Here is a 21,726-nt window from a genome sequence, read left to right as displayed (position 1 = left end):
CAATGACAGTTTTCAATCAGCAGAATACGCATAAAGGAAGCGATCAGCATGACGGCGAGGTCTTGTTGGAGGCAAAAGGTGTGAGCAAGTCCTTTGGGGCAGAGGGCAAAGGATCGCGTTCGGGAAAGCCCAAACTTGTATTGGATTCGATCGATCTTCAGATTCGCTCGGGGGAGTTTGTCGCACTTCTTGGCCCCTCAGGATCAGGCAAATCAACCCTATTGCGTGCATTGGCAGGTTTAATTCATCCAACGGAGGGACAGGTGCTCTTTAAGGGCGAGCCTCAGTATGGAACAAACCCTCATCTGGCAATTGTTTTTCAGTCCTTTGCCCTTTTTCCCTGGTTGACTGTGCTACAGAATGTCGAATTGGGTCTGGAGGCGCAAGATCTGACGCATACCCAGCGTTTGAAGCGAGCTCTGGCGGCCATTGATACCATCGGTCTGGATGGGTTTGAGGATGCCTATCCAAAGGAGCTTTCAGGTGGTATGCGCCAGCGTGTAGGTTTTGCTCGAGCTTTAGTGGTTGAACCAGAACTCCTCTTTATGGATGAGCCCTTTAGTGCGTTAGACGTGTTGACCGCTGCGAATCTGCGGAAAGAGCTCATTAGCCTGTGGGAATCGCGGAGTATTCCTACCCGCGCAATTGTGATGGTGACCCATAATATCGATGATGCCGTCAGTATGGCCGATCGTATTATCGTTCTAGGGGCCAATCCTGGTCATATTCGTATCGAACTGCCAGGCCTGCCACGAGGTATGCGTAGTATGGCAAGCGAGGCTCATACAGGGATGGTTGATTTAATTTATCGTATCATGACCAGCCCTAAGACAGATGTTGGCTCACTGCTCTCCAAATATTCTCCAACCCTGATACTTGACGGAGTGCAGCGCAATGAATCTACGACAGTCCCTGAACCCCGGCAGCTCCCTCATGCCGCCATTGGTGATGTGACAGGTCTGATTGAACTTGTGCATGCACGAGGCGATAAGGTGGATCTCTATCAGATTGGTCGTGAGCTACAGCTTGAATTTGATGAATTGCAGCCATTGCTGGAGGCCGTCGATCTTTTGGGTCTGGCCGAAGCCCAGGAGGGTGACCTCGTCTTAACACAGGTTGGTCGCCGTTTTGCTGAAGCAAATGTGCTGGAAGAGAAACAGATTTTTCGACAGCAGGTGCTTGAGCGTGTTCCCTTCTTAAGGCAGATTCTCCAGGTCTTGGAGACAACTCCTGGCCATTCGATGCCTGAAGAATATGTCCTGAGTCTACTTGAGAACCATCTCAATGAAGAGCAAGCGATTGAACAATTAGAACGTCTGGTAGATTGGGGCCGTTATGCAGAGCTCTTTACCTATATAGAGGATCGTGGAATCTTCCGTCTGGGAGAGCCAGAGGCCGTGCAACAGGGCTAGATCGCGATTTGCTTTTGCCTTTCTCTTGTCGGATGAGAAGGAAAGAGCATCTCCCCTCTATCATTTCTACAGATTGTTGTACACGTGGGCTCTCCATTATCTGGCGCTTCATCGCCAATAGCGGAGAGCCTGCGTGTACAACAACCTGTTAGCTGCCCTCCCATTTTTTGATGAATTTATCAGAAATTATGTTTGCTTGATTCGTATGAATAAAAAATATGGTATAATCGTGTGAGGTTTTTTCTCGTTGCTAATTTTACTGATGATAGAGAAATAGTCATTTTGTAGATTGAGATCTACAGAAGAGATTCATAGTTAGGTCAGGTTATGAAGAGTGAAATAGATCTTCTACGCCTCCATCTGGAGGCTGTTTGGGATATTCGTTTACCTCCATTGGTACAGACAGAAGTAGAACTGTTGCCCACCACATTGTTACCACCCTGGCAACTCTGCCTTGCAGAACTCACGAGCGGCTGGCAAGTGGCGATCTGGCGATCGAAGACGTCCGCCTTGAATCGAAAAAGAATGCTTCAGCAGGCGCAGAAAGCGCTGGCACTTCCAGAGGCAAAGAAGGCACCTCCAGGGATTAGTCGAGAGGTAGCCCTGATCCAGACTGCATCTCCTACTATGGACCTCTCGACCGCACATCAGCATGCTCGTCTATTGACAGAGCAGGATCAGAATCTCTTAGAGGCTTTTCAGCCAGGAGGACTGGACTATTATTTGCATCTTCAGCGTAGACCCCTTATAGGCACCATTGTGGATGGGCGTCTGCTGAGCCTGGCACATAGTTCGCGTCGGACTACAGAGGTCTGTGAGTTAGGCATTGATACCCTACCAGAGGCGCGCCGTAAGGGCTATGCTCTCGCCGCGACATTAGTCTGGGCTCAGATCGTAGCAAGCGAGGGGCTCATACCAATATATAGCGCATTGAGCGAGAATGAACCCTCATTGCGGCTTGCTGCTGCTGCGGGCTATCGGCCATTTGCTCGTAGTGTCAAAGTAGAGAGTGGCATAGCTTCAAGCCTGTAAGAGGATGAATGGAGAGCCAGTGTGTGCACAACGTCCTTTTGGACGCCGGTTCTCATCAGTTCATTTGAAAATGCACTGACTTTATTGTATTCATCTTGACATTTGCCATAATGTTGGCTATAGTACGAGTGAACTCTATCCCCCATCGGGGGACACTGGATCGTTTATTGATTTTATAACGTGTACTGATTAGGTTCAGTAGGCCTTCTGCTCGCTTTCCAGGTAGCATATGGAGATGCGAAGGCCGTATTCAAAAATACCATTTACATTCCTAAAGGAGGAACCGAATGGACGCTGGTAGTAGTCGCCCTCCCCATGCGTGTGAGGCTCTACACCTTTTTCACAGCGTCGCTTGCGTGAGTTGATGGCTGACTGGTGATCGTAATCTTCCTCTTTCCTCACCTCTCATCTTCCTCGTCTCGCGTCAGGTGCTTGCTGTGGAGCTCTTCCTACAATCTAGCAACTGCGCGAGGAACATCGTCTAGTGTGCTTTGTTAGTGACCACTGGCCTCTTTCCTCTCTCTTCTTACCATGGGCTGTGATAGGTTATGCAAAAAATGAGTTGCATCTCCCTATGTTATGAAGTGAGGATTGGTATGGCCTGCTAGCTGTGTACTAACAAGAATACTCTTCACCGCCTCCCCGCTGCTTTTGCTCAGTTCTGTCTATTATTGTGCACAAAATGATGTTCTGAGAGCCTTCATGCTCCTGGATGACAGACAAGACATAGGAGAATACCATGACGCTGCTTATGTTTAGCCAGCTGGTAGGAATCCCCCTGCTGGACGCACGCCACGAGAAAGTGGCCACCCTAAAAGATGTTATTGTGTCAATCAATCCAACTGTGGGCAAGAGTGAAGAGACCTATCCTGCTCTGGCAGGACTGATTGCCCATGCTGCTCATCGTGATTTTTACATCCCTGCTCAACAGATTGCTGAGTTTACAGAACGTCACTTGCGTTTATCCTCTTTAAGCCTGAATCTTGAGCATTTTGCTCGTCGTGTGGATGAGATTCTGCTTGGTAAAGATGTATTGGATAAACAACTGGTGGATATTGAAGGGCGTCGGGTCGTACGCGTAAACGATCTGGCCCTGGGTGTGGTGCCGGGCGAGAAGCTCGTACGCCTGCTAGCGGTAGATGTCTCCTTTCGTGCCCTCTCGCGTCGCATTCTCCCATTTGGTTTTTTATGGAATGGCGCGGCTCCACAGCGAAACGAAAAATTGCTCGACTGGGCTGATGTGCAATACTTTGCCTCCAATGCACCAGCCGTACAGCTTCATGTCTCGCATGATAGGCTTGAAAAACTGCACCCGGCTGATCTGGCTCGCCTGTTAGACGACCTTTCTTATCAGCAGCGCGATGAGATTATGCAGTCTCTTTCGAACGAGGCTGTGGCGGATGCCCTGGAATCCATGACCTCGGATGAGGCTGCCTCGATCCTCGAAGAGATTGCCGAGGAGCGAGCTTCAGATATTCTGGAGGAGATGCGTCCAGATGTAGCGGCTGATGTGGTCAGTGACATGGAGGATGAGAAAGCTGAGGCCCTGCTCAGTCTGATGGAAAGCGAAGATTCTGATGAGCTTCGTGAGCTCCTGGCATATCAAAGAAATACAGCTGGCGGCTTAATGACAAATGAGTTTCTGTTCCTTTCTGCGAATCTGACAGTCTCCGCAGCGTTGCAGCAGATTCGTGAACAGGAGGAGCAGCCAGAGTTTGCCGATTACATCTATCTTCATGAACCTGGTAGCGAACGCTTACTTGGAATCGTCTCACTACGCGAACTGGTCTTCTGCCCTGATCGCTCAACTCCCATTGGAATGTTGATGGAGTCCGATATTGTGAGTGTGCATCCAACCACGCCAGAGCGTGATGCAGCCGCTCTCCTGACTGAATATGGTCTTCGTGCCCTTCCCGTTGTTGAAGAGGATGGCACGCTGGTTGGTATTATCACCTTTGATGATGCACTGGATATCCTCTTGCCGGATGAGCTCCGCGATCGTGTCGCGAAGATTTTTACTTATCGTCGCGAAGGCAAGCGTCGTCGTATGCTACAGGGAGCTTGAGTTCAACGCTGTAAGAGGGAGAGAAGCATGAAAGAAGAATTACAGACACCTATCATCAGTGCTCCATTGCCAGCGGCTTCTGTGACTGGGAAGCTTCCTGTCGTGAAAGGGCGACGACGTTCGCGCTGGCTGATCTTGTTGGGGCTCTTCGGTCCTGGTCTGATTGCTGCCAGTGCAGGAAACGATGCATCAGGGATTGCTACCTATAGTAGTATGGGGGCGCAGTATGGCTTTCAGATGCTCTGGGTTATGGTCCTGCTGACGCTTGGTATGGGGATAGTCCAGGAGATGTGCACCCGTATGGGAGCTGTAACAGGCAAGGGGCTGTCGGATCTTATTCGTGAAAATTTTCCTATTCGTCTGACTGCACTGGTGATGTTGACGTTCTTGCTGGCAAATGGCGGGATTGTCATCTCTGAATTTGTTGGTATTGTGGCTGCTCTTAACCTGTTCCATATCCCTTCCTGGATTGGGGCTCCCTGTGCTGGAATTATTCTCTGGTGGCTGGTGGCTCGTGGGTCGTATCAGCGCGTTGAAAAGGTGTTTCTGGCCCTTACGCTCGTCTTTTTTGCCTACTTTATTGCAGCGTTTATGGCTCAGCCCGATTGGGGAAATGTCGCGTTTGGTTCGTTTGTGCCCACTATTCAATTCAATAGTGGTTTTTTGCTGACTCTTGTGGCGGCAGTGGGAACAACAATCAGTCCGTATATGCAGATTTATGTCCAGAGTGCAGTAGTCGAGCGCGGTGTAACTATGCGCGATTATAATCCACAACGTGTAGATGTCTATAGTTCCGCCGTTTTCTCCAATATTGTCGCTGCGTTTATTATTATCTGCACATCAGCAACACTATTTCTCCATAGTGGTGGAAAAGGAGTTGTTCTGAAAGATGCTGCAGATGCAGCACAGGCACTGGCACCGTTTCTAGGACCTTATGCGACATACATCTTTGCATTAGGCCTTCTGGGAGCGTCTTTTCTCGCGGCTGGTGTGCTTCCCATCTCAACCTGTTACTCGATTACTGAGGCCCTGGGCCTGGAGAATGGCGTGAGCCGAAGCTGGAAAGAGGCTCCAGCATTCTGGGGCCTCTTTACCACTCTTATCGTCCTTGGGGTTGTTATCTCGATGTTGCCCAACCTTCCTGTTGTTCAGATCTTACTCAATCTCTCGATGTTAAATGGCATTGTTCTGCCCGTTATTCTGTTTGCTATTCTCTATCTGGTCAACAAAAAATCTCTGATGGGTCACTATACCAATGGCCCGGTCTTCAATGCCATGGCCTATGGGTTAGCAGTCATTGTGAGTTTGTTGGCAATTGCTTATCTTGCGATTCAGGTGTTGGGCCTGTTCGGAATCCACTTATTGGGTTCTTAGAGCGAGAACTTCAGGCAGCTATGCAGTCAGAGCGGATATAATGAGCATAGTAGAATCGATCTGAGCAGTCTAAAGCTTTCATACTATGAGAATATCTGGCTACGAAGAACGTGACAGGCCAGGAGAGGTTAATAATGGACGATATGACACAGCAAAATAGGCCACATCAGGGACAACCTGTTTTAATAGCTGGAGAGCCCATTGAGCAGGCCAAAGCGGCGATGATTATGCTTCACGGTCGGGGAGCATCGCCAGAAGATATTCTTGGCCTGACAACTGAGATTCATCAGCCAGGTTTTGTCTATCTGGCCCCGCAGGCGGCAGATTACACCTGGTATCCGTATAGTTTTCTCTCTCCAATTGAGAAAAACGAACCAGGACTCTCTTCTGCTCTGACGGTAATTACGGACTTACTTGCCCATTTAGATGCCAGCGGAATCTCGGCGGAGCGAACAATCCTGCTGGGTTTCTCTCAAGGAGCCTGTCTTTCATTGGAATTTGCGGCTCGTAATGCGCGGAGGTATGGTGGTGTTGCTGGCCTGAGTGGAGGATTGATTGGACCTGATGGTATCGATCGAAATTATGCAGGCTCGCTGGCGAACACGCCTGTCTTTCTGGGTTGTAGCGATCGTGATCAGCATATCCCAAAGGAACGCGTCGATCTTTCTGCACAGGTGTTTGAAAAGCTGGGGGCTGCTGTCACGGAGCGCATCTATCCGCGTATGGGCCATACGATCAATGAAGATGAGATCACCTTTGTCATCGAGATGATGAAGGGCCTCCTGGTGGTATAGATTGCGTTCGCATCCAGAGTTTGCTTGCTATCTCTCTGGCCATTATGAAGCTGGAATGAAGCAGCAGGTTATGGTCACTGCATAACGTGTTGCTACTCTGAAGGGTCTCCTGGCGAGCGCAATCCATCAATGTAAAGCCGCCGCTCTTGATGCGTGCCGCTGCGCTTCTGACGTTGGAAATGATAGAACAAAGGAAGAAGACATATATGACGAATGCACCAGCCATTCTGGCTGAAGGATTACAGAAGACCTATGGCAAGACCCAGGCCCTGGCAGGCCTGGATCTGATTGCCGAGGAAGGGACCGTTCTAGGAGTACTTGGTCCCAATGGAGCTGGCAAGACAACAACCGTCCGCATTCTCACCACGCTATTGAAGCCCGATGCTGGCCGGGCGATGGTTGCAGGTCTGGATGTCGTCACACAGGCAGAGCAGCTACGGGCACGAATTGGCCTGACGGGCCAGTATGCGGCTGTGGATGAGTATCTAACTGGTTATGAAAATCTTAAAATGTTTGGCCAGCTTTACCATCTTTCAGGTGCCAATGCCAGAAGACGCGCAAAGGAGCTTCTGGAGCGTTTTGATCTTGTCGAGGCTGGTGGACGCACGGTCAAAACTTATTCTGGTGGGATGCGTCGCCGCCTGGATCTGGCAGCCAGCTTGATTATGATGCCACCAGTCCTCTTTCTCGATGAGCCAACTACCGGCCTGGACCCACGTGGTCGCCTGGCGATGTGGAAAGTCATTAGTGATCTTGTTCATGATGGTACAACTGTACTGCTTACAACACAATATCTTGAGGAGGCTGATCAACTGGCTCAGCAGATCGCGGTTGTGGATCATGGACGGGTTATTGCGAAAGGCACTGCTGATGAGCTGAAAACGCAGGTGGGAGGCGAGCGTCTGGAGCTTACAGTTGGTCGTGGTGGAGATCTCAATGCAGCTTTAGAGTCAGTGCGCAAATATAGCGTAGGCGAGATCCAGATTGACAGCGAACATCGTCATCTGATTGTTCCAGTCAAAAAAGGAACGAACCTGTTAGTAGAGATTGTACGTGATCTGGATCAGGCTCAAGTTGAGATAGACGACTTAGCCTTGCGCCGTCCAACGCTGGACGATGTTTTCCTGACCCTCACAGGCCATGCTGCTGAAGAGGGCAATGCTTTAAGTGACAAGCTTGTGAGCGACAAAACACCGCAAAGGAGTGCTCGATGAACAGCGATCTCCAATCTGTTGAACATTTACAGCCTGCAAAAGGATCATCTCTGTACTGGACACTTGCAGATGCCTGGGTTCTTGCCAAACGAAATCTTACCCAGATTCCGCGTATTCCTGAAGAGCTGATCTTTTCCACGATTCAGCCAATCATGTTCGTCCTCCTGTTTCGCTACGTGTTTGGTGGGGCAATTGCAATTAAAGGAACCAGCTATGTGAATTATCTCATGGCTGGTATCTTTACGCAGACCGTTATCTTTGGTTCGACGACCACTGGAATTGGTCTGGCTACTGACCTGCAACGCGGTCTGGTTGATCGTTTTCGTTCCTTACCAATGGCCAAATCGGCAGTGTTAACAGGTCGAACTATCTCTGATCTGATGCGCAATGTCTTTATCGTCTTTGTTATGTGGGTAGTAGGGCTCCTTGTGGGCTTTCGGCCAGACGGTCCGGTTCTCTATTGGATTGGCGCCGTAGGAATGCTATTGTTGACCAGTTTTTCCTTCTCATGGATCTCCGCGACGATTGGGATGGCGGTTAGCAGCGTTGAGGCAGCGCAATCGGCGGGCTTTATCTGGCTCTTCCCGCTTACCTTTGCAAGTAGCGCTTTTGTTCAGACTGATAGTATGCCTGATTGGCTACGTGTCTTTGCGGAGCACCAGCCAGTGACGATTGTTGTGAATGCTGTTCGTGGACTTCTTCTCAATCAGGTCGATGTGACAACACTCTGGCAGGCTCTGGCGTGGTGTCTGGGGATCCTGATTATCTTTGTTCCTCTCTCAGTCTGGACGTATGGCAATCGGACGGCGCGTTAAGCTTCAGGCAGAGGGTGAGTGTGCTCTCAACGCCCAATTGGAGTTTGAGACAAAGGGATGAGCACACTCTCAAGTAGGCTGATTGGCACTCGCGTTATTGTGAAACGTACGCTTGAGACAGTGGTGACGCCGTAGAAATCGGCTAAGGCCTGGCATAGCGTTAAGCGGATCTCCGTTTGACGCTGAAAAGTTCGTCTGTTGAACAAGCGACGTTGTACTTCATAGCTCTAAGGGTCATGAACCCCCTATTTACAATCCTGTCTTTACCCATATGTTCCTAGAGCCGCTTCTCAGGCGTATCTGCAAGGATGATCTTGAAGCTATTCCTGAGAGCGAGGAGAATTTCGTTTGGCCTCTCATCGGGCTTGCTATTGATAACCTTAAAAGATGTGGGTAAGAATCAGGCCTAAAAGGCACGGGGCTTCCTGCACGCGATCAAGGTGAACATAGCCAGGGGAAGTGTGTGCACACGTGCTAGATCTCTTCGGGCATATGATCATTACTTACTTCATCTTCTCGACTACTACAGTGGCTAGAAGGAAGATGACCCCAGCGATGACTATGAGGCTGACCCATCCTCCCGTTCCTCCTATAAAAAATACAGTCAGAAGAGCAAAAAGGAGAAGCATCACCAGCGAAATGATGAACACTGCGAGATAGTATCTATTCTTGTTGTCACGCGGCATCGGATACACTTTTGCTGACGATCCGCCCTGCGATTGTTTGTTGGTGGTCTCATATTGTTGGCGAGCAGATGGCTGCTCCTCTTCGTATCTCCCATATATTGGCTCTGTTGGCTCGTGGCGTGAATCATCCACTTCTTTTTGCGGCATCATGTCGTATGTTCCTCCTATTTGGGTTTGGTAGACTGCTCACTTAACTGATATACGCGAGAAAAGATGGAGAGTTGTATATGACCGTTGTTTTGGATGTGCGGCCAACCTTTTGACACAAAGCGGCACGTAGCTCATCCCAGATTTTGTTGCTGGACTGCCCCTCCCCTTTAACAATGTAAGACAACATCATTTCATACAGACCGACAGAGTTTAAGACATCCTTCTCCTGAAAGCAGGCGAGTTTGCTTGCGTTTGAGGAATGGCTCCAGCGATCTCGATAAAAACAAAGGCCAATGTGAGTACGATACTCGCAGCCAGACTAAAGGGATAGGCATTCGACGCAAGCAGGTTAGCCTTAATAGGATGGAGGCTGGCACTATTAATCAAGGTAAAAAGCGCTTTCCCACCTCCAACTCCATCGCCAAAGATTGAAAGAATCGCCATTGTCTCCACCAGGAAAAGTACAGGGCTTTGTTGCACTCTCTTGCGCTCAACATACTTGAGAGCCAGATAAGCATTGAACGTATAGGCGAGAAACAGCGTAATAACCCCAACGATTGGCAAAAGAGAAGGGTCCAGACTATCAAAAAAGTGTAATATACCTGCATACCCATTCAACAACATATCTTGTAATGCCTGTTCTGCAAAGGTTGTCGCAACCACATTGAGCAATAATAGACTGAGGAGAATGAGGGCGAGATAATAGAGCGTGACCATAAGGATGGTATAGAACGTTGAGAAGGCCACGAAAAACAATCCAATAAAAAGAATAAGCAGTGCAAGGAGTAGGCAGGTCGTGAGCAAGGCGTTCAGCTCGGTCAGATGATGGTGCGCAAAGAAATCAGGCAGAGCCGGGCACCATTGATCAAAGAATGGATGCAGGTTTGCAATCAGGATAGGCGCTAGCATGATTATTGCGAGAGCCTGAATAAAGCTTGCGAAGAATGTTCGTTCTTGTGGGAGCGTTTGTGGCGAAGGAAGTCGATCTGTTGAGGCGAGATGTCTATCGTACCGCCAATATGGCTGCTGTTGCAAAGTGGGCCTCCTTGCGAATGAGAGTCGCATCGTAGCAATAATAAGATACATTTTACACTCTTTTTATAAACGCTGCAAAAGTTTCATATTCTTCGCGCTTTCTCACGCCTGCCCGCTTCTGAGAGCGCTAAAATGCCCTGTGTATACGTTCAGAAATTTGCGCAAAAGCTAGTAGTCGGTTAAAATTAGAAGGAAGAAGACGATGACAAGCGAGCCGCATGTGAGGAGTGTTTTATGTCTGAAGAGCGAAAGCTGGTAACGATTCTGTTTGCCGATGTAGTTGGTTCAACTGCGCTCGGGGAGATGTTTGATGCTGAGGATGTTCGCGCTTTGATGAACCGCTATTATGATCATGCGCGCCGCATTATCGTTCCCCGTGGTGGGACATTAGAGAAGTTTATTGGCGATGCAGTGATGGCGATCTTCGGACTTTCTCAGGTACACGATGATGATCCTGAACGGGCATTGGCATCGGCTCTGGCCTTGCGCGATGCGATCGCACAGGATGAAATTCTCAATCGACACTTCAATTTACGAATTGGGGTCAACACTGGAGTGGTAGTCGCTACCAATAACCCCGATCGTCTGGATTTTCTGGTAACAGGCGATGCCGTTAATGTTTCTGCTCGTTTGCAACAGGGGGCCACGCCTGGAGAGATTCTAGTGAGTGAGCGGACGGCTCAAGCTGCTCGTTCAGCCTATTCTTTTCATGAAAGCCGACTGTTACAAGCAAAAGGCAAACAGGTACCCTTGACGGTTTTTCCCTTAGAGGGACGACGATCAACGTGTCTTATTGAACGTCCGCCATTTGTTGGTCGGCTTGAAGACCTACTTCAGCTAAAATTGTTAAGATTGCAGGTCGTGAAAGAGCAGCATCCACAGGTTGCTCAGATTATAGCTCCAGCAGGGACAGGAAAAACGCGTCTGATTGAAGAGTTTCTGGCTCATCTTCAACCTTCTGAAGGTTTTAAGGTTGCATTTGCTCCCTGTTTACCATATGGGCAGACGCTTACCTACTGGCCTATGCGTGGGCTGCTGTCCAGACTCTTAGGGCAGGCTCCAGAGAAAGGTCTGCTTCAGACCATCTTTCGCCAGGGTGGTTTTTCCAACCATGATAGTGAGCGGCTGGCAGATCTTATTTTGTTGACTCTGGGTATTGACGAGAATGATCCGTCTGTATCAACTAAGCAGGACACCTTGTCTGTACCATTTGAACCTAAACAAACGGAGCTACATAATCGCCTTAGCTGGTTAAGCGATAAAGAGAATTTAAAAAAGGTAACTAGCCTCAATGATCTTAAGAGAGGCGTGAAGATTATCAACCCTTTAGCTGTCCCACCACGGCCTTCACCAGCCTCACCGCCTCTTCCACCAGGTATGCAGTCCAGACAGCTTCTTGAAAGTCTCAAGGTGCATGGTGCAGATATCGGTACTGCCTTGCTTGAACAGATTCTCACAAGTGTCAGCGAGAATCTCTATCAGACGCTCAATGAGATCGTACCATCGCAATTTCTTGCCACGAACCGTGAAAGTCTGTTTGAGGCCTGGCGTATCCTCCTTGAACTGCTGGCTCAAAAGTCGCCTCATATTCTGGTTTTTGAGGATCTCCATTGGGCGAGCGACGCTTTATTCGATCTGATCGCTTACCTGAGCCAGCGTCGAACGAAAGCCCCAATTCTCTTTCTTGTGATTGGACGACCAGAACTTCTCGAAAAGAATCTGGCCTGGCAGGGTAGACAGCATACTGTGAAAACGTTATTGTTGCAGCCACTGCCTTCACAAGAGATTCAGCGTCTTCTTCTGAAACGTCATCCAGAGCTTCCAGAGTCTATCTCTCACGAGATTGCTGAGCGTTCTGGCGGAAATCCATTTTTTGCACTTGAACTGCTTCATGTCACGCGTGAGCAATCTCAACACGATGGTCAGGAGCTTGCGTTACCAGATACCATTCATGCCACTATTCTGGCTCGTCTGGATCAACTCTTGCCTCTGGAACGCATGCTTTTACAAAGGGCCTCAGTAGTGAATCGAACGTTGAGCTATCAGACACTACAGGTCCTGTCAGATGGGCTGAGTGATGAGGAGCTTCATCAGGTCCTTGAAAGCTTGCAAAGGCGCGAGATGCTGGTGCAACTACAGGGTGGACAGGATAGTCCTCAGTATGTCTTTCGCCATGCGCTTATTCGTGATATTGTCTATGGAACCCTCTCACGCACTGAGAGAGCGCGTTTGCATAGTCAGATTGCCCTCTGGTTGGAGGCTCTGGCCTCTGATCATCTAGACGAATACATTGAGCTTATTGCTTACCACTATCGAGAAGCTTTTCAGTTGTCGCGCCAGTCAGTTGTGCCCCAGCCACTACCCTTCAATAGCGAGCACGCAGCTCTGGCACTTGAACGTGCAGGTCTGATTGCAGGTCGAGCGGGCTCGTACTCGGAAGCCAGACAGAATCTTCAGTTAGCAATTGAGCTTGCATCAGGTACAGAGCCTATTCGTTTATATGAAGAGCTTGCAGAAAGCCTTCCTTATGGGGAGACTTCGTTTCACGCCTATCAAAAAGCGCTGGACTGCTGGCGCGCAGATGAAAAGCGAGAGCCACTGACTGGAGCTCGCTTGCTTCGTAAAATTCTCATGGCCGGGTCACGACATTCGCACTTTCCAAAGTTTTCGTCAGAACAGGAAGAGAGCATGCGCAGTGAAGCATTAGCTCTGGTTGAAGATGCACATGATCAGGATGAGCGCTGGCGAATTCTGCTTACCTCCTGTTTTGATGCACGTTTTCGCCATACACAACCTGTTTCAGATTCACAACTTCTTTTGATTCAAGAGAAGCGAGAACTCGCCCGTCAAGCGGTTGACTATTTTGAACGGGTCAGTTCCTGGGAGGCATTGAGCGAGGCTCTGGATGCGTATGGATGTCTATCGACCTTGCTAGATGATTTGCCAGAAGCTTTAGAGGCTCAACAGCGTCGACTGACTATCCCTAATCTACCAATTGGTGAATGGGAGGATGTAGTCAGTTCAGTCAGTTATTGTTTTCTTGTAATGGGCAGGTATCATGACTGTCTGACACATGCGCGGCAGACGTTCGCCAATCTCAAGCCAGATCAGCCTCTGGCCCGCTTAGGGCGCGTAACCAGCGATGCCGCGCGAGCAGCGTACTTTTGTGGCGAATGGGATGAATTGGAGCAGCTTGCTTCTACCTTAGACGAGATCTATGAGTGTATGCGTTATGATCAAAGTGTGCAGTCTCAACTGGTTCAGGGCTACCATGCCCTGCTCTTACTGGCTTTAGCACGAGAAAACCACGACCAGATTCCAGTTCTGACAGCAAAGATCCAGGCATCTGCTCCGATGCTTGGAACTCATCTGATTGATTATCTGGCAGCCCTTGTTCAGGAAGATGTGAAGCTCTTCTCATTTGATGCCTCTTCTTATATGGGCGAGAAATTCAGTATTGCGCTCCTGCTCTTTTTTAATGAACATAGGCAGCCTTTGCCAGCAGAGACCCTGGCAAAGTTTAATCTCTCAAATGAAGGGAATCGCAGCCTGAAAGAGATTGCCATGGCTATTCAGGCCAACGATAATCTTCGTCTGGCTTGTGCTATCGATGCAGTTGAAGCGGCTTCTCTTGTGCCTCATGCGGCTCGTATGCGTGTGGTTCTGGCCGAGCAGAATGGTGATATGCATCAGCTACAACTGGCTCGACCTGTGCTAGAGCACCTTGGTGATCGCCAATTTTTACGCCGCCTGAAGGCGGTGATAGAGAAGAGCGTAGCGCAGAGAGACTAGCGTTCAGGCTGGTCAGTGAAAGAAGGGCTTGCAACTACTGGTAGATGGAAGACATCGCTACTGACGTGAGCCCGTTCATTCTCTTCGTAGAGAAGAAGACCCACAACGCGCTCCTGTTGAAAGGCAAGGTCACAGACGCTCTGGAAGCCAGCTTTGGTAATACCACGCCCGGACGCTTCATTATTCGGCTCATATCCAATCCAAAAACGTGGAGATGGCTCTTGCTGAATGATAAATTGTAACAATCGTGGATAGATCCCCTTGCCTCTCCAGAGAGGAAGCGTCTGAAAATTGTAGAGATAACAATTCTCTGGTGGGAGCGCAAAATGAAGTTGAAACTCATGAATATGTCCTGTATGTGTTGTTGTCCAGCCATAAGCGACAGGGACATCATCCACAAAGGCGAGATAGAGTATATCACCAGTCAGAAAACGATGAGCAATATCGGCAACCGGCACATGTGAGAGCTGAGCAATGCATTCTGCATCGGTTGAGCGACGAATGGAAAGATTGGGTAACGGTGAGAGCACCGGGATAGCATCCCCTCGCCACCATGTTGCAAATGGCATAAATATATACCTCCTTTAGCATTGGCATAATCTAAGCATTGATATTCTCTACTTTTCTATTTTTTATTATACTAGCGGACAGATAGAAATGTATACAGCCATACATTGGCGAGACTCAGACGACCATCTTTATCAATACCGTATGATTGGAACATCAATAGAAGAGACTGAACGACTATGAGCGATGAGCGTACGTTTTTCGCTCCTGAAAAAAGAAGGTGTAGAGAGAATGCTCTGCTGTCTGGGTATGACAGATGAGCTGGTTTTTTTATTGCGTGAGCGTTACACACAAGAAAAGATAGGTTTTACAGTGAAGAAAGCACTTTTAATTGATGGGCATAATATACTATTTAAGTATTTTTTAGGGATGCCACGGGTTTTTACATCGGTCGATGGACGTGCTGTGCATGGAGCTTATGGAATGATTGGTGCCCTGCTCAAAACTATTCAGCGTTTCCAGCCAGAGAGAGTTGTGGTCTGTTTTGATACCGCGGTCCCATCAGAGCGTGTGGAGCTATTGTCGACCTATAAAGCAAATCGGCCACAATTTTTTGCGGAGGGAGAGAATCCATTTGAGCAGATTGATATTGTCTATGATTCGCTTCGATATCTCTCCTTATCCTATCTCTCCATCGAAGGAGTGGAGGCAGATGATCTCATTGGCAGCTATGCACGATTGTTAGAACGCGACTATGAGGTGATTATTTTATCGGCTGACCGTGATTATTTGCAGCTTGTGAATGAACGAATCAGTTTATGCGTTCAACGCGGAAAGAATGAAACGCTCTTTACACCGGAGCTCGTGAAAGAGCAGTTTGGAGTTGAACCAGATCAATTTGTGGATTATAAAGCATTGATCGGTGACAGCTCGGATAATATTAAAGGTGTTCCAGGGATTGGACCCAAGACGGCGGCCCAGTTGTTGCAACAGTATGGCTCACTTGAGCAGGTGTATCTCCGTCTGGCCGAGCTCAAGCCAAAAATGGCTGCCACTCTTCAGGAATACGAACAGAGGCTTCAAATTAATCGTCGGATTGTCGCCATTCAGGATCAGTATCCAGTGGATCAGCTCTTGTTGACAGAGCTTGATTCACAAAAAATATTACACCTCTCGGTAAGACAGGTTTTTATTCAGCTAGGAGTCTTTCAAGAGAAAATAGTTGCTCAGAAAATGGTTGTTAAAGATCCTGTGGAAGAAGGTAAATAAAGGTTGGCACCATTTACACACGTAAATGGTCTTGCTCTTTTTTTATAGGAAAGGGCGTGCATTTTTAAGCACTATCATTGCTTTGTGTAAGAAGGTGGATAATAGATTGATGAAATTTCATCATCATTATCCATTGGCTTTTAGCTGGCTGGTCATCTTTTCCATCATCATCTGCATGGCCTGCTTTTTATCATTGCCTTCAGGAATGGAGATTGCAGGCCAGAAACGCACCGTGACCTCGGGACGTTTAAAGAGGAAGCTCCAATGCATGCTTGTGGGTCCTGTATAATTGGCCGTAATCAGGGGAGCCTGGGCCCGGAACGCAATTGTAATGGCTCCTTGCTTTAGCGCGACATCTTCACTTGTTCGGGTACCAGTTGGGAAGATCCCAACCATTGCCCCCTGCTTTAAAAGAGCAAGTGGAACCTTAATCGCGCTCGGACCAGGATGTTCTCGATTAACCGGAAAGACATGGACCGCAGCCAATAGAGGTCCTAAGATTGGATAAGCCAGAAGCTCCTGTTTAGCCATATAATGGACAACTCGAGGCCGGATAGCAAAGGCCAGTATAATCACATCGATCCAGGATTGGTGATTACATGTTAAGACCACTGCCCCTCGGCGTGGAATATGTTCATGTCCAACAATGTGTAAACGGCAGAAGAGCGGAATAATGAGATAGCCCAGCAGGACAAAAAAGTAATACATAGTGCACTCCTGACAAAACGGGATCTGTACCCAGACTTATGCATTACTTCTATTATAATAGAAAGATGTATGCTCAGTATCATCATGAGGGTGATCAGAGATGCAAGATTCCATCTTTCATGATACAATCCCGCACATCTGATCATTGAGCATATAGTTTGCTTAGAGTTTGGGCAACGTGATCTTATCCAGCCCAAATTTCCAGTACATCGTATTAGTTTCAATCATCTCTTGCCCCTGATGATACTGATCCCACATCAACATCGACCAGACGGGCTGAGTAAGTCCAACATACTTGAACGCATAATCGAGGTGAGCCTTCTCATAGTCTGAAAATGGTCGAATGCTCGTATAGCTTTGATAGAGGGCACAATAGAGATTGGGATCAAAGATCGCCCAATAATCTGCTCCCTCAGGTTCATCGATAAAGCAGAAACCAAGGACCGTGGAGACAAAATCAATCAGCGCTGCCCCAATTCCGATCTCCTGCCAATCTACAAATGCTGTCAATTGATCGCCCTCAAACAAACAATTCACCGTACAGAGATCGCCATGGATGATCGCCTGTGGAAATGTTGCAGGTTTAAAATCCTGCAAAGAAGAGAAGACCTTGAGGGTCTCGTGTAATCGATCTGTGCCATAGCGTGCCACCACCGCCTGTATGGCCTCTGGCAGATAACGAGCATCTAGCCAGTGACGTTTCTCGGGTAGCTGATCATGGGGAATGAGATGTAGTTTAGCCAGAGGCTGACCGATAGCAGCGCAGACCTGCTCAGATGGATCAGGAATGTTCCCTGGCAGTTTACGGAGGACAACAGCATTGCAGTCGTGGCTACAATAGGCAACCTCTCCCAGCGGTGAAGGGAGATAATAGGCAGTACTTGCAAACTGCTGCTGTTCCAGACGTTGTAGAAAAGGGAGACCATTGCAGATATCCTCGATTGTAGTATTAACGATAATTTTGAAGAGATACTCTCCCTGGGACGTCGTTACCAGATAGTTCTCATTCGTGGAATGGTGAATCCGCTGGTGATCAAGAACCTCACCAAGCGCGAAGAAATTGGCAATGGCTGTAAGTTTTGCTGCGAGTGTTCGTGCAGGTTGTGTCGTCATCATTCAAGACCCTTTCGCTTGTTGTATGTGCAAACTATGCTGATGGCACAGCCGTAAAGAGTATGGTTAAAAATTGCTGACAGCGAGCTATCGATTCAATTGATGGAACAGGAAGCTCTAAAAAGTAAGTGGGGGATAGTTCATTGCATGAGGACAGCAATGAATAAAACAAGACGGCTTCTATGCATGCAGCCAGCAATATTTGCCAGATATTCGAGGCTGACAAGATTTGAGTGAAGATAAATGTAGTTTTGCAAAGTAAGTATACGCAATTTACCCGTTCTTGTAAAGAAAGACATTCCAGCTAAAGGTCCTATAGTAATGCTTTTTATGCGGCATTTATTTTATGCTTGGAGAATAAGAGATCAGGCATATCAAGGAAGAAATACATCCTCAAGCCATGGCAGATCATAGAAGGATGCTCGTTCTCTTTTCACTTAAAAATTACCGTAAGGAAGCAACATGGCAGAACAGCAAAAAGGTTTTCGGCAGCAGCTTGGTCACTATATTTTAAAGAACCTGCTTGGTTCGGGCGGTTTTGCCGATGTGTATCTGGCTGAACATATTCATTTGCATACCCTGGTCGCTATAAAAGTTCTTCATACTCATCTTGCCAATGAAGATATCGAGGCTTTTCGTCGAGAGGCACAGACTGTTGCAGCGCTCAGTCATCCGCACATCGTGCGCATCTTCGATTTTGGTGTTGAGGCTGGTACTCCCTATCTGGTGATGGACTATGCCTATAATGGCTCGTTGCGCCAGCGTTTCCCTAAAGGTCAGGCCGTACCTATTGGAGAGATTGTGCCTGTCTTATTGCAAGTTGCCTCAGCCTTACACTATGCGCATGGTCAGCGGGTGATTCATCGCGATATTAAGCCTGAGAATATGATGCTGAATGCCAAAAATGAAGTGATTCTGGGAGATTTTGGGATCGCGATTGTAACACAAACCTCTTCAAAAGCCAGTACACAGAATATCGCTGGTACCGTTGCCTATATGGCACCTGAGCAGATTCAGGCGCATCCTGTTCCGGCCAGTGATCAATATTCGCTTGGGGTAGTCGTCTATGAATGGCTCTGTGGACAGCGCCCTTTTGAGGGCTCGTATACCGAGATTGCAATCAAGCATTCCGTGTCTCCTCCACCCCCATTGCGCAATCTCATGCCATCCATACCAGATGCTGTCGAGCAAGTTGTTATGACTGCGCTTCATAAAGATCCACAGCAGCGCTTTCCTACGGTTCTCGATTTTGCACAGGCCTTTGCGCAGGCAGTCTTTACACATCCTCAGCAACAGCCAACGATGGTGAAACCCGGCTATGGATATCTGTCACCTCCAGTTGCACAGCAGCCTTTTTACAGTCAGCCACCAATGAAGCAGGCGGCTCAGTTTTACGGCCAGCCACCAATGAAGCAGGCGACTCAGTTTTACGGCCAGCCACCAGTCAATCAGGCGACTCAATTCTATAACCCATCACCAGTCAAGCAGGTGACTCAATCGACATATCTGCAAGCTTCAGTTCCCGAGGGGTATCCTCATAATAGCGTGCCAGTGACCGCACCAAAGGTATCGCGTCGGAAGCTGATCGTGGGTATCTCGTCAATCGCAGTCGTTGGGGTTGGCCTGACGGCCTTTTCAGTATTGTCCAATGCCCAAATTTTGCCTGGGGACAATACGAATACACATTCCACTACGACCTTAAAAAATCTTACGGGAAGCAGTAGTGCAGTGGGGCAAACGGTGGGGCAAGGGGGGGAACAGGCCGAGCAGACGTATACAGGGCAGACCGATTGGATCTGGCTCGTGGCCTGGTCGCCAGATGGGAAATATGTGGCTTCTGGCTCGCATGATGGAACCTGTCATATCTGGCAGGCTGCGGATGGCAAACGTGTCCTCTCCGTTGTGAGCAATCTCGAGCCCCATCAATCTGATGCTTATCCCTGGTCGATTGTGTGGTCAAAACATGATCCTAAACAGGTCGCTATTGGTTTTGCTGATGGATCGATCCAGATTCTCGATGTTACCAATGGACAGCGTCTTCTCTCAAGAGATAAAGATGTCACACCGGTGCCTTTGATGTCGTGGTCACCCGATGGCAAACAGATGGCCGTAAGCTCAACAGATAACACCATTGTGATCTATGATCTGCCCAATTGGAATCCGCGTGTAACCTTTCGAGAGCATACAGATTTTATAAAGGCTATTAGCTGGTCACCGGATGGCCGTTATATTGCTTCAGGTGGTGATGATACCAAGATTCGTGTCTGGGACCCACAGACAGCAGAGACAAAAATGGTGCTGAGCGGCCAGAGCCAGGAGGTTACAGCGCTCTCCTGGCGGAATGATAGTCAACGTCTTGTCTCGTCAGCCCAGGACTATATTGTCCGCATCTGGGATATTCAGACGGTACGTACACTTGTCACACACGAATATACTGGTGGCGCTCCCATGGGGAATGTTGCCTGGTCGCCAGATGGAAAATGGGTTGCCGCCTATCCTGGCAATGCCTCCGTTGATATTCTCGATGCAACCACCTTGAACGTTAAGCAGACCATCAGTACAGGAGTCGTCTACGGACTCTCCTGGTCGCCTGATAGCATGCATCTGGCAACAGGTTGTTATGATAAAGTAACGAAGCTCTGGCATATCTCCTGACCTTCGTCACCTGTACTGACATTCTCTTAGACAAAACCCTTCTGAAAGGCACCTGCCAGGTAGTTTGCCACTTCTTGAAGGGCAACGTTACTTTGAGGGAAAATGGTAAACATGCGAAAGAAGCTATGGAGCATGCCGTTATAGCGTGTGAGTTGGACTGGTATACCAGCCTGCTGCAGGCGTTGGGCGTAGAGTTCGGCTTCGTCGCGAACGGGATCGTATTCAGCGGTAATAATCAATGCAGGCGGAAGATGACTGAGATCTTCCGCCCGTAACGGAGATGCATAAGGATGATTGGCATCTTCTTTGCAGGCGAGATACTGATCCCAATACCAGATCATGTCTTCACGTGTAAGATCATAGCCATGAGCATAGAAGGTGTAAGAGGCAGTCTCAGGCTCAGGATAGTTTGTTTCGCCATAAATTATGACCTGACAGCAAAGCTTCGGCCCCTCACGATCGCGAGCCATTAAGGTTACTGCTGCAGTAAGATTGCCACCAGCACTATCTCCACCAATTGCAATTCGGTCAGGGTCCCCATTGATCTCGTGTGCATGCGCGTGTGCCCATACGGTGGCGCTATAACAATCCTCGGGTGCCGCAGGAAATCTATGTTCTGGAGCCAGACGATACCCCACAGAGATGACAATGCAATGAGCCTGTTTCGCAAGTAAGCGGCAGACTGCATCGCTCGCCTCGATACTTCCAAAGACCCAGCCACCCGAATGAAAATGGACAAAGATTGGGAAGGGCCCTTCTTCCTCAGGAATGTAGACGCGCAAAGGAAGATCGCTTGCTGGACCAGGAATGGTGAGATTCATAATAGAGCCGATGCTCACTCGTTCGCCAGCTTGAGCAATAGCGTTTTGTTCGGAGCGCAGACGCTTTTCTGCCAGAGAGAGATCTTGAGCAGGCTCATCGTTGTGAAGCGCGTTAAGTTTTTCCAGATAGCGCGCAACTAATGGGTCGAGGGGCATAAGCGAATCCTCCTAAAGCTGATGTGTAATGCAATTCTAGCATAGCATGTCCTGGACGTCTATGTTGTTGATCTCTCTAATTTCTTGACGCTCTGCTCCTGGGGAACATATAATGCTGATCGGAGTTT

16 protein-coding genes are annotated in these 21,726 nt (G+C 48.5%); 10 read left to right on the top strand and 6 right to left on the bottom strand.

What is annotated here, in order from left to right; genetic code table 11:
• The first annotated feature begins 2 nt into the window (after nt 1-2).
• From EL628_RS28570 to EL628_RS28540, 7 genes are all read left to right on the top strand, one after another.
• Nucleotides 3-1,412, top strand: a complete 1,410-nt coding sequence (locus EL628_RS28570) for an ABC transporter ATP-binding protein (RefSeq protein WP_126583377.1) — start codon at nt 3-5, stop codon at nt 1,410-1,412.
• 327 nt (nt 1,413-1,739) lie between these two features.
• Nucleotides 1,740-2,444: a GNAT family N-acetyltransferase gene (locus EL628_RS28565; protein ID WP_126583376.1), complete on the top strand. Its 705-nt coding sequence runs from the start codon at nt 1,740-1,742 to the stop codon at nt 2,442-2,444.
• 739 nt (nt 2,445-3,183) lie between these two features.
• On the top strand, nt 3,184-4,509 hold the full coding sequence (locus EL628_RS28560; RefSeq protein ID WP_126583375.1) for a magnesium transporter MgtE N-terminal domain-containing protein: 1,326 nt from the start codon (nt 3,184-3,186) through the stop codon (nt 4,507-4,509).
• Nucleotides 4,510-4,536: 27 nt separating this feature from the next.
• Nucleotides 4,537-5,883, top strand: a complete 1,347-nt coding sequence (locus EL628_RS28555; RefSeq protein ID WP_126583374.1) for an Nramp family divalent metal transporter — start codon at nt 4,537-4,539, stop codon at nt 5,881-5,883.
• Nucleotides 5,884-6,017: 134 nt separating this feature from the next.
• A complete protein-coding gene (locus EL628_RS28550) occupies nt 6,018-6,677 on the top strand; it encodes an alpha/beta hydrolase (RefSeq protein ID WP_218029018.1) in 660 nt (219 codons plus the stop codon).
• Between the two features lie 206 nt (nt 6,678-6,883).
• Complete coding sequence (locus EL628_RS28545) at nt 6,884-7,891, top strand: ATP-binding cassette domain-containing protein (RefSeq protein WP_126583373.1); 1,008 nt, start codon at nt 6,884-6,886, stop codon at nt 7,889-7,891.
• On the top strand, nt 7,888-8,706 hold the full coding sequence (locus tag EL628_RS28540) for an ABC transporter permease (protein WP_126583372.1): 819 nt from the start codon (nt 7,888-7,890) through the stop codon (nt 8,704-8,706). The genes EL628_RS28545 and EL628_RS28540 overlap by 4 nt, the downstream gene beginning before the upstream one ends.
• A gap of 503 nt (nt 8,707-9,209) precedes the next feature.
• On the opposite strand, the gene EL628_RS28535 is transcribed toward EL628_RS28540, so the two are convergent.
• Both EL628_RS28535 and EL628_RS28530 read right to left on the bottom strand, forming a co-directional pair.
• On the bottom strand, nt 9,210-9,542 hold the full coding sequence (locus tag EL628_RS28535) for a hypothetical protein (RefSeq protein WP_126583371.1): 333 nt from the start codon (nt 9,540-9,542) through the stop codon (nt 9,210-9,212).
• A 210-nt stretch (nt 9,543-9,752) separates the two neighbouring features.
• Entirely contained in the window at nt 9,753-10,577 is an 825-nt protein-coding gene (locus EL628_RS28530) for a hypothetical protein (RefSeq protein ID WP_126583370.1), read from the bottom strand.
• 234 nt (nt 10,578-10,811) lie between these two features.
• Between EL628_RS28530 and EL628_RS28525 the strand changes: the two genes are divergently transcribed.
• Nucleotides 10,812-14,369, top strand: a complete 3,558-nt coding sequence (locus tag EL628_RS28525; protein WP_126583369.1) for an adenylate/guanylate cyclase domain-containing protein — start codon at nt 10,812-10,814, stop codon at nt 14,367-14,369.
• Here the strand turns inward: EL628_RS28525 and EL628_RS28520 are convergent.
• Nucleotides 14,366-14,938: a GNAT family N-acetyltransferase gene (locus EL628_RS28520; protein WP_126583368.1), complete on the bottom strand. Its 573-nt coding sequence runs from the start codon at nt 14,936-14,938 to the stop codon at nt 14,366-14,368. The two genes, EL628_RS28525 and EL628_RS28520, sit on opposite strands and share 4 nt — an antisense overlap.
• Nucleotides 14,939-15,248: 310 nt before the next feature.
• Between EL628_RS28520 and EL628_RS28515 the strand changes: the two genes are divergently transcribed.
• A complete protein-coding gene (locus EL628_RS28515) occupies nt 15,249-16,145 on the top strand; it encodes a 5'-3' exonuclease (protein ID WP_161975855.1) in 897 nt (298 codons plus the stop codon).
• A gap of 126 nt (nt 16,146-16,271) precedes the next feature.
• Here EL628_RS28515 and EL628_RS28510 read toward each other — a convergent pair whose 3' ends face one another.
• A complete protein-coding gene (locus EL628_RS28510; RefSeq protein ID WP_126583366.1) occupies nt 16,272-16,853 on the bottom strand; it encodes a lysophospholipid acyltransferase family protein in 582 nt (193 codons plus the stop codon).
• Nucleotides 16,854-17,015: 162 nt separating this feature from the next.
• Entirely contained in the window at nt 17,016-17,969 is a 954-nt protein-coding gene (locus EL628_RS28505; protein WP_126583365.1) for a phosphotransferase, read from the bottom strand.
• 459 nt (nt 17,970-18,428) lie between these two features.
• Between EL628_RS28505 and EL628_RS28500 the strand changes: the two genes are divergently transcribed.
• Entirely contained in the window at nt 18,429-20,621 is a 2,193-nt protein-coding gene (locus tag EL628_RS28500; protein WP_126583364.1) for a WD40 repeat domain-containing serine/threonine protein kinase, read from the top strand.
• 26 nt (nt 20,622-20,647) lie between these two features.
• Here the strand turns inward: EL628_RS28500 and lipP1 are convergent, their stop codons facing one another.
• Nucleotides 20,648-21,598, bottom strand: coding sequence for a LipP1 family hormone-sensitive lipase (lipP1, locus tag EL628_RS28495; RefSeq protein ID WP_126583363.1), 951 nt, complete (start codon nt 21,596-21,598; stop codon nt 20,648-20,650).
• Nucleotides 21,599-21,726 lie beyond the last annotated feature (128 nt).

This window comes from Tengunoibacter tsumagoiensis (assembly GCF_003967535.1).
Taxonomy (GTDB): domain Bacteria; phylum Chloroflexota; class Ktedonobacteria; order Ktedonobacterales; family Ktedonobacteraceae; genus Tengunoibacter; species Tengunoibacter tsumagoiensis.
The sequence above is the reverse complement of the archived record's forward strand: the minus strand, read 5'-3'. Positions and strand labels throughout refer to the sequence as shown.

Bases quoted from the DNA above. Each gene is read 5' to 3' on its own strand.
- EL628_RS28525 (WP_126583369.1), top strand. From the start codon at position 10,812: ATGTCTGAAGAGCGAAAGCTGGTAACGATTCTGTTTGCCGATGTAGTT.
- EL628_RS28540 (WP_126583372.1), top strand. From the start codon at position 7,888: ATGAACAGCGATCTCCAATCTGTTGAACATTTACAGCCTGCAAAAGGA.
- EL628_RS28500 (WP_126583364.1), top strand. From the start codon at position 18,429: ATGGCAGAACAGCAAAAAGGTTTTCGGCAGCAGCTTGGTCACTATATT.
- EL628_RS28535 (WP_126583371.1), bottom strand. From the start codon at position 9,542: ATGATGCCGCAAAAAGAAGTGGATGATTCACGCCACGAGCCAACAGAG.
- EL628_RS28570 (WP_126583377.1), top strand. From the start codon at position 3: ATGACAGTTTTCAATCAGCAGAATACGCATAAAGGAAGCGATCAGCAT.
- EL628_RS28505 (WP_126583365.1), bottom strand. From the start codon at position 17,969: ATGATGACGACACAACCTGCACGAACACTCGCAGCAAAACTTACAGCC.
- EL628_RS28520 (WP_126583368.1), bottom strand. From the start codon at position 14,938: ATGCCATTTGCAACATGGTGGCGAGGGGATGCTATCCCGGTGCTCTCA.
- EL628_RS28510 (WP_126583366.1), bottom strand. From the start codon at position 16,853: ATGTATTACTTTTTTGTCCTGCTGGGCTATCTCATTATTCCGCTCTTC.
- EL628_RS28545 (WP_126583373.1), top strand. From the start codon at position 6,884: ATGACGAATGCACCAGCCATTCTGGCTGAAGGATTACAGAAGACCTAT.
- EL628_RS28565 (WP_126583376.1), top strand. From the start codon at position 1,740: ATGAAGAGTGAAATAGATCTTCTACGCCTCCATCTGGAGGCTGTTTGG.
- EL628_RS28555 (WP_126583374.1), top strand. From the start codon at position 4,537: ATGAAAGAAGAATTACAGACACCTATCATCAGTGCTCCATTGCCAGCG.
- lipP1 (WP_126583363.1), bottom strand. From the start codon at position 21,598: ATGCCCCTCGACCCATTAGTTGCGCGCTATCTGGAAAAACTTAACGCG.
- EL628_RS28550 (WP_218029018.1), top strand. From the start codon at position 6,018: ATGGACGATATGACACAGCAAAATAGGCCACATCAGGGACAACCTGTT.
- EL628_RS28560 (WP_126583375.1), top strand. From the start codon at position 3,184: ATGACGCTGCTTATGTTTAGCCAGCTGGTAGGAATCCCCCTGCTGGAC.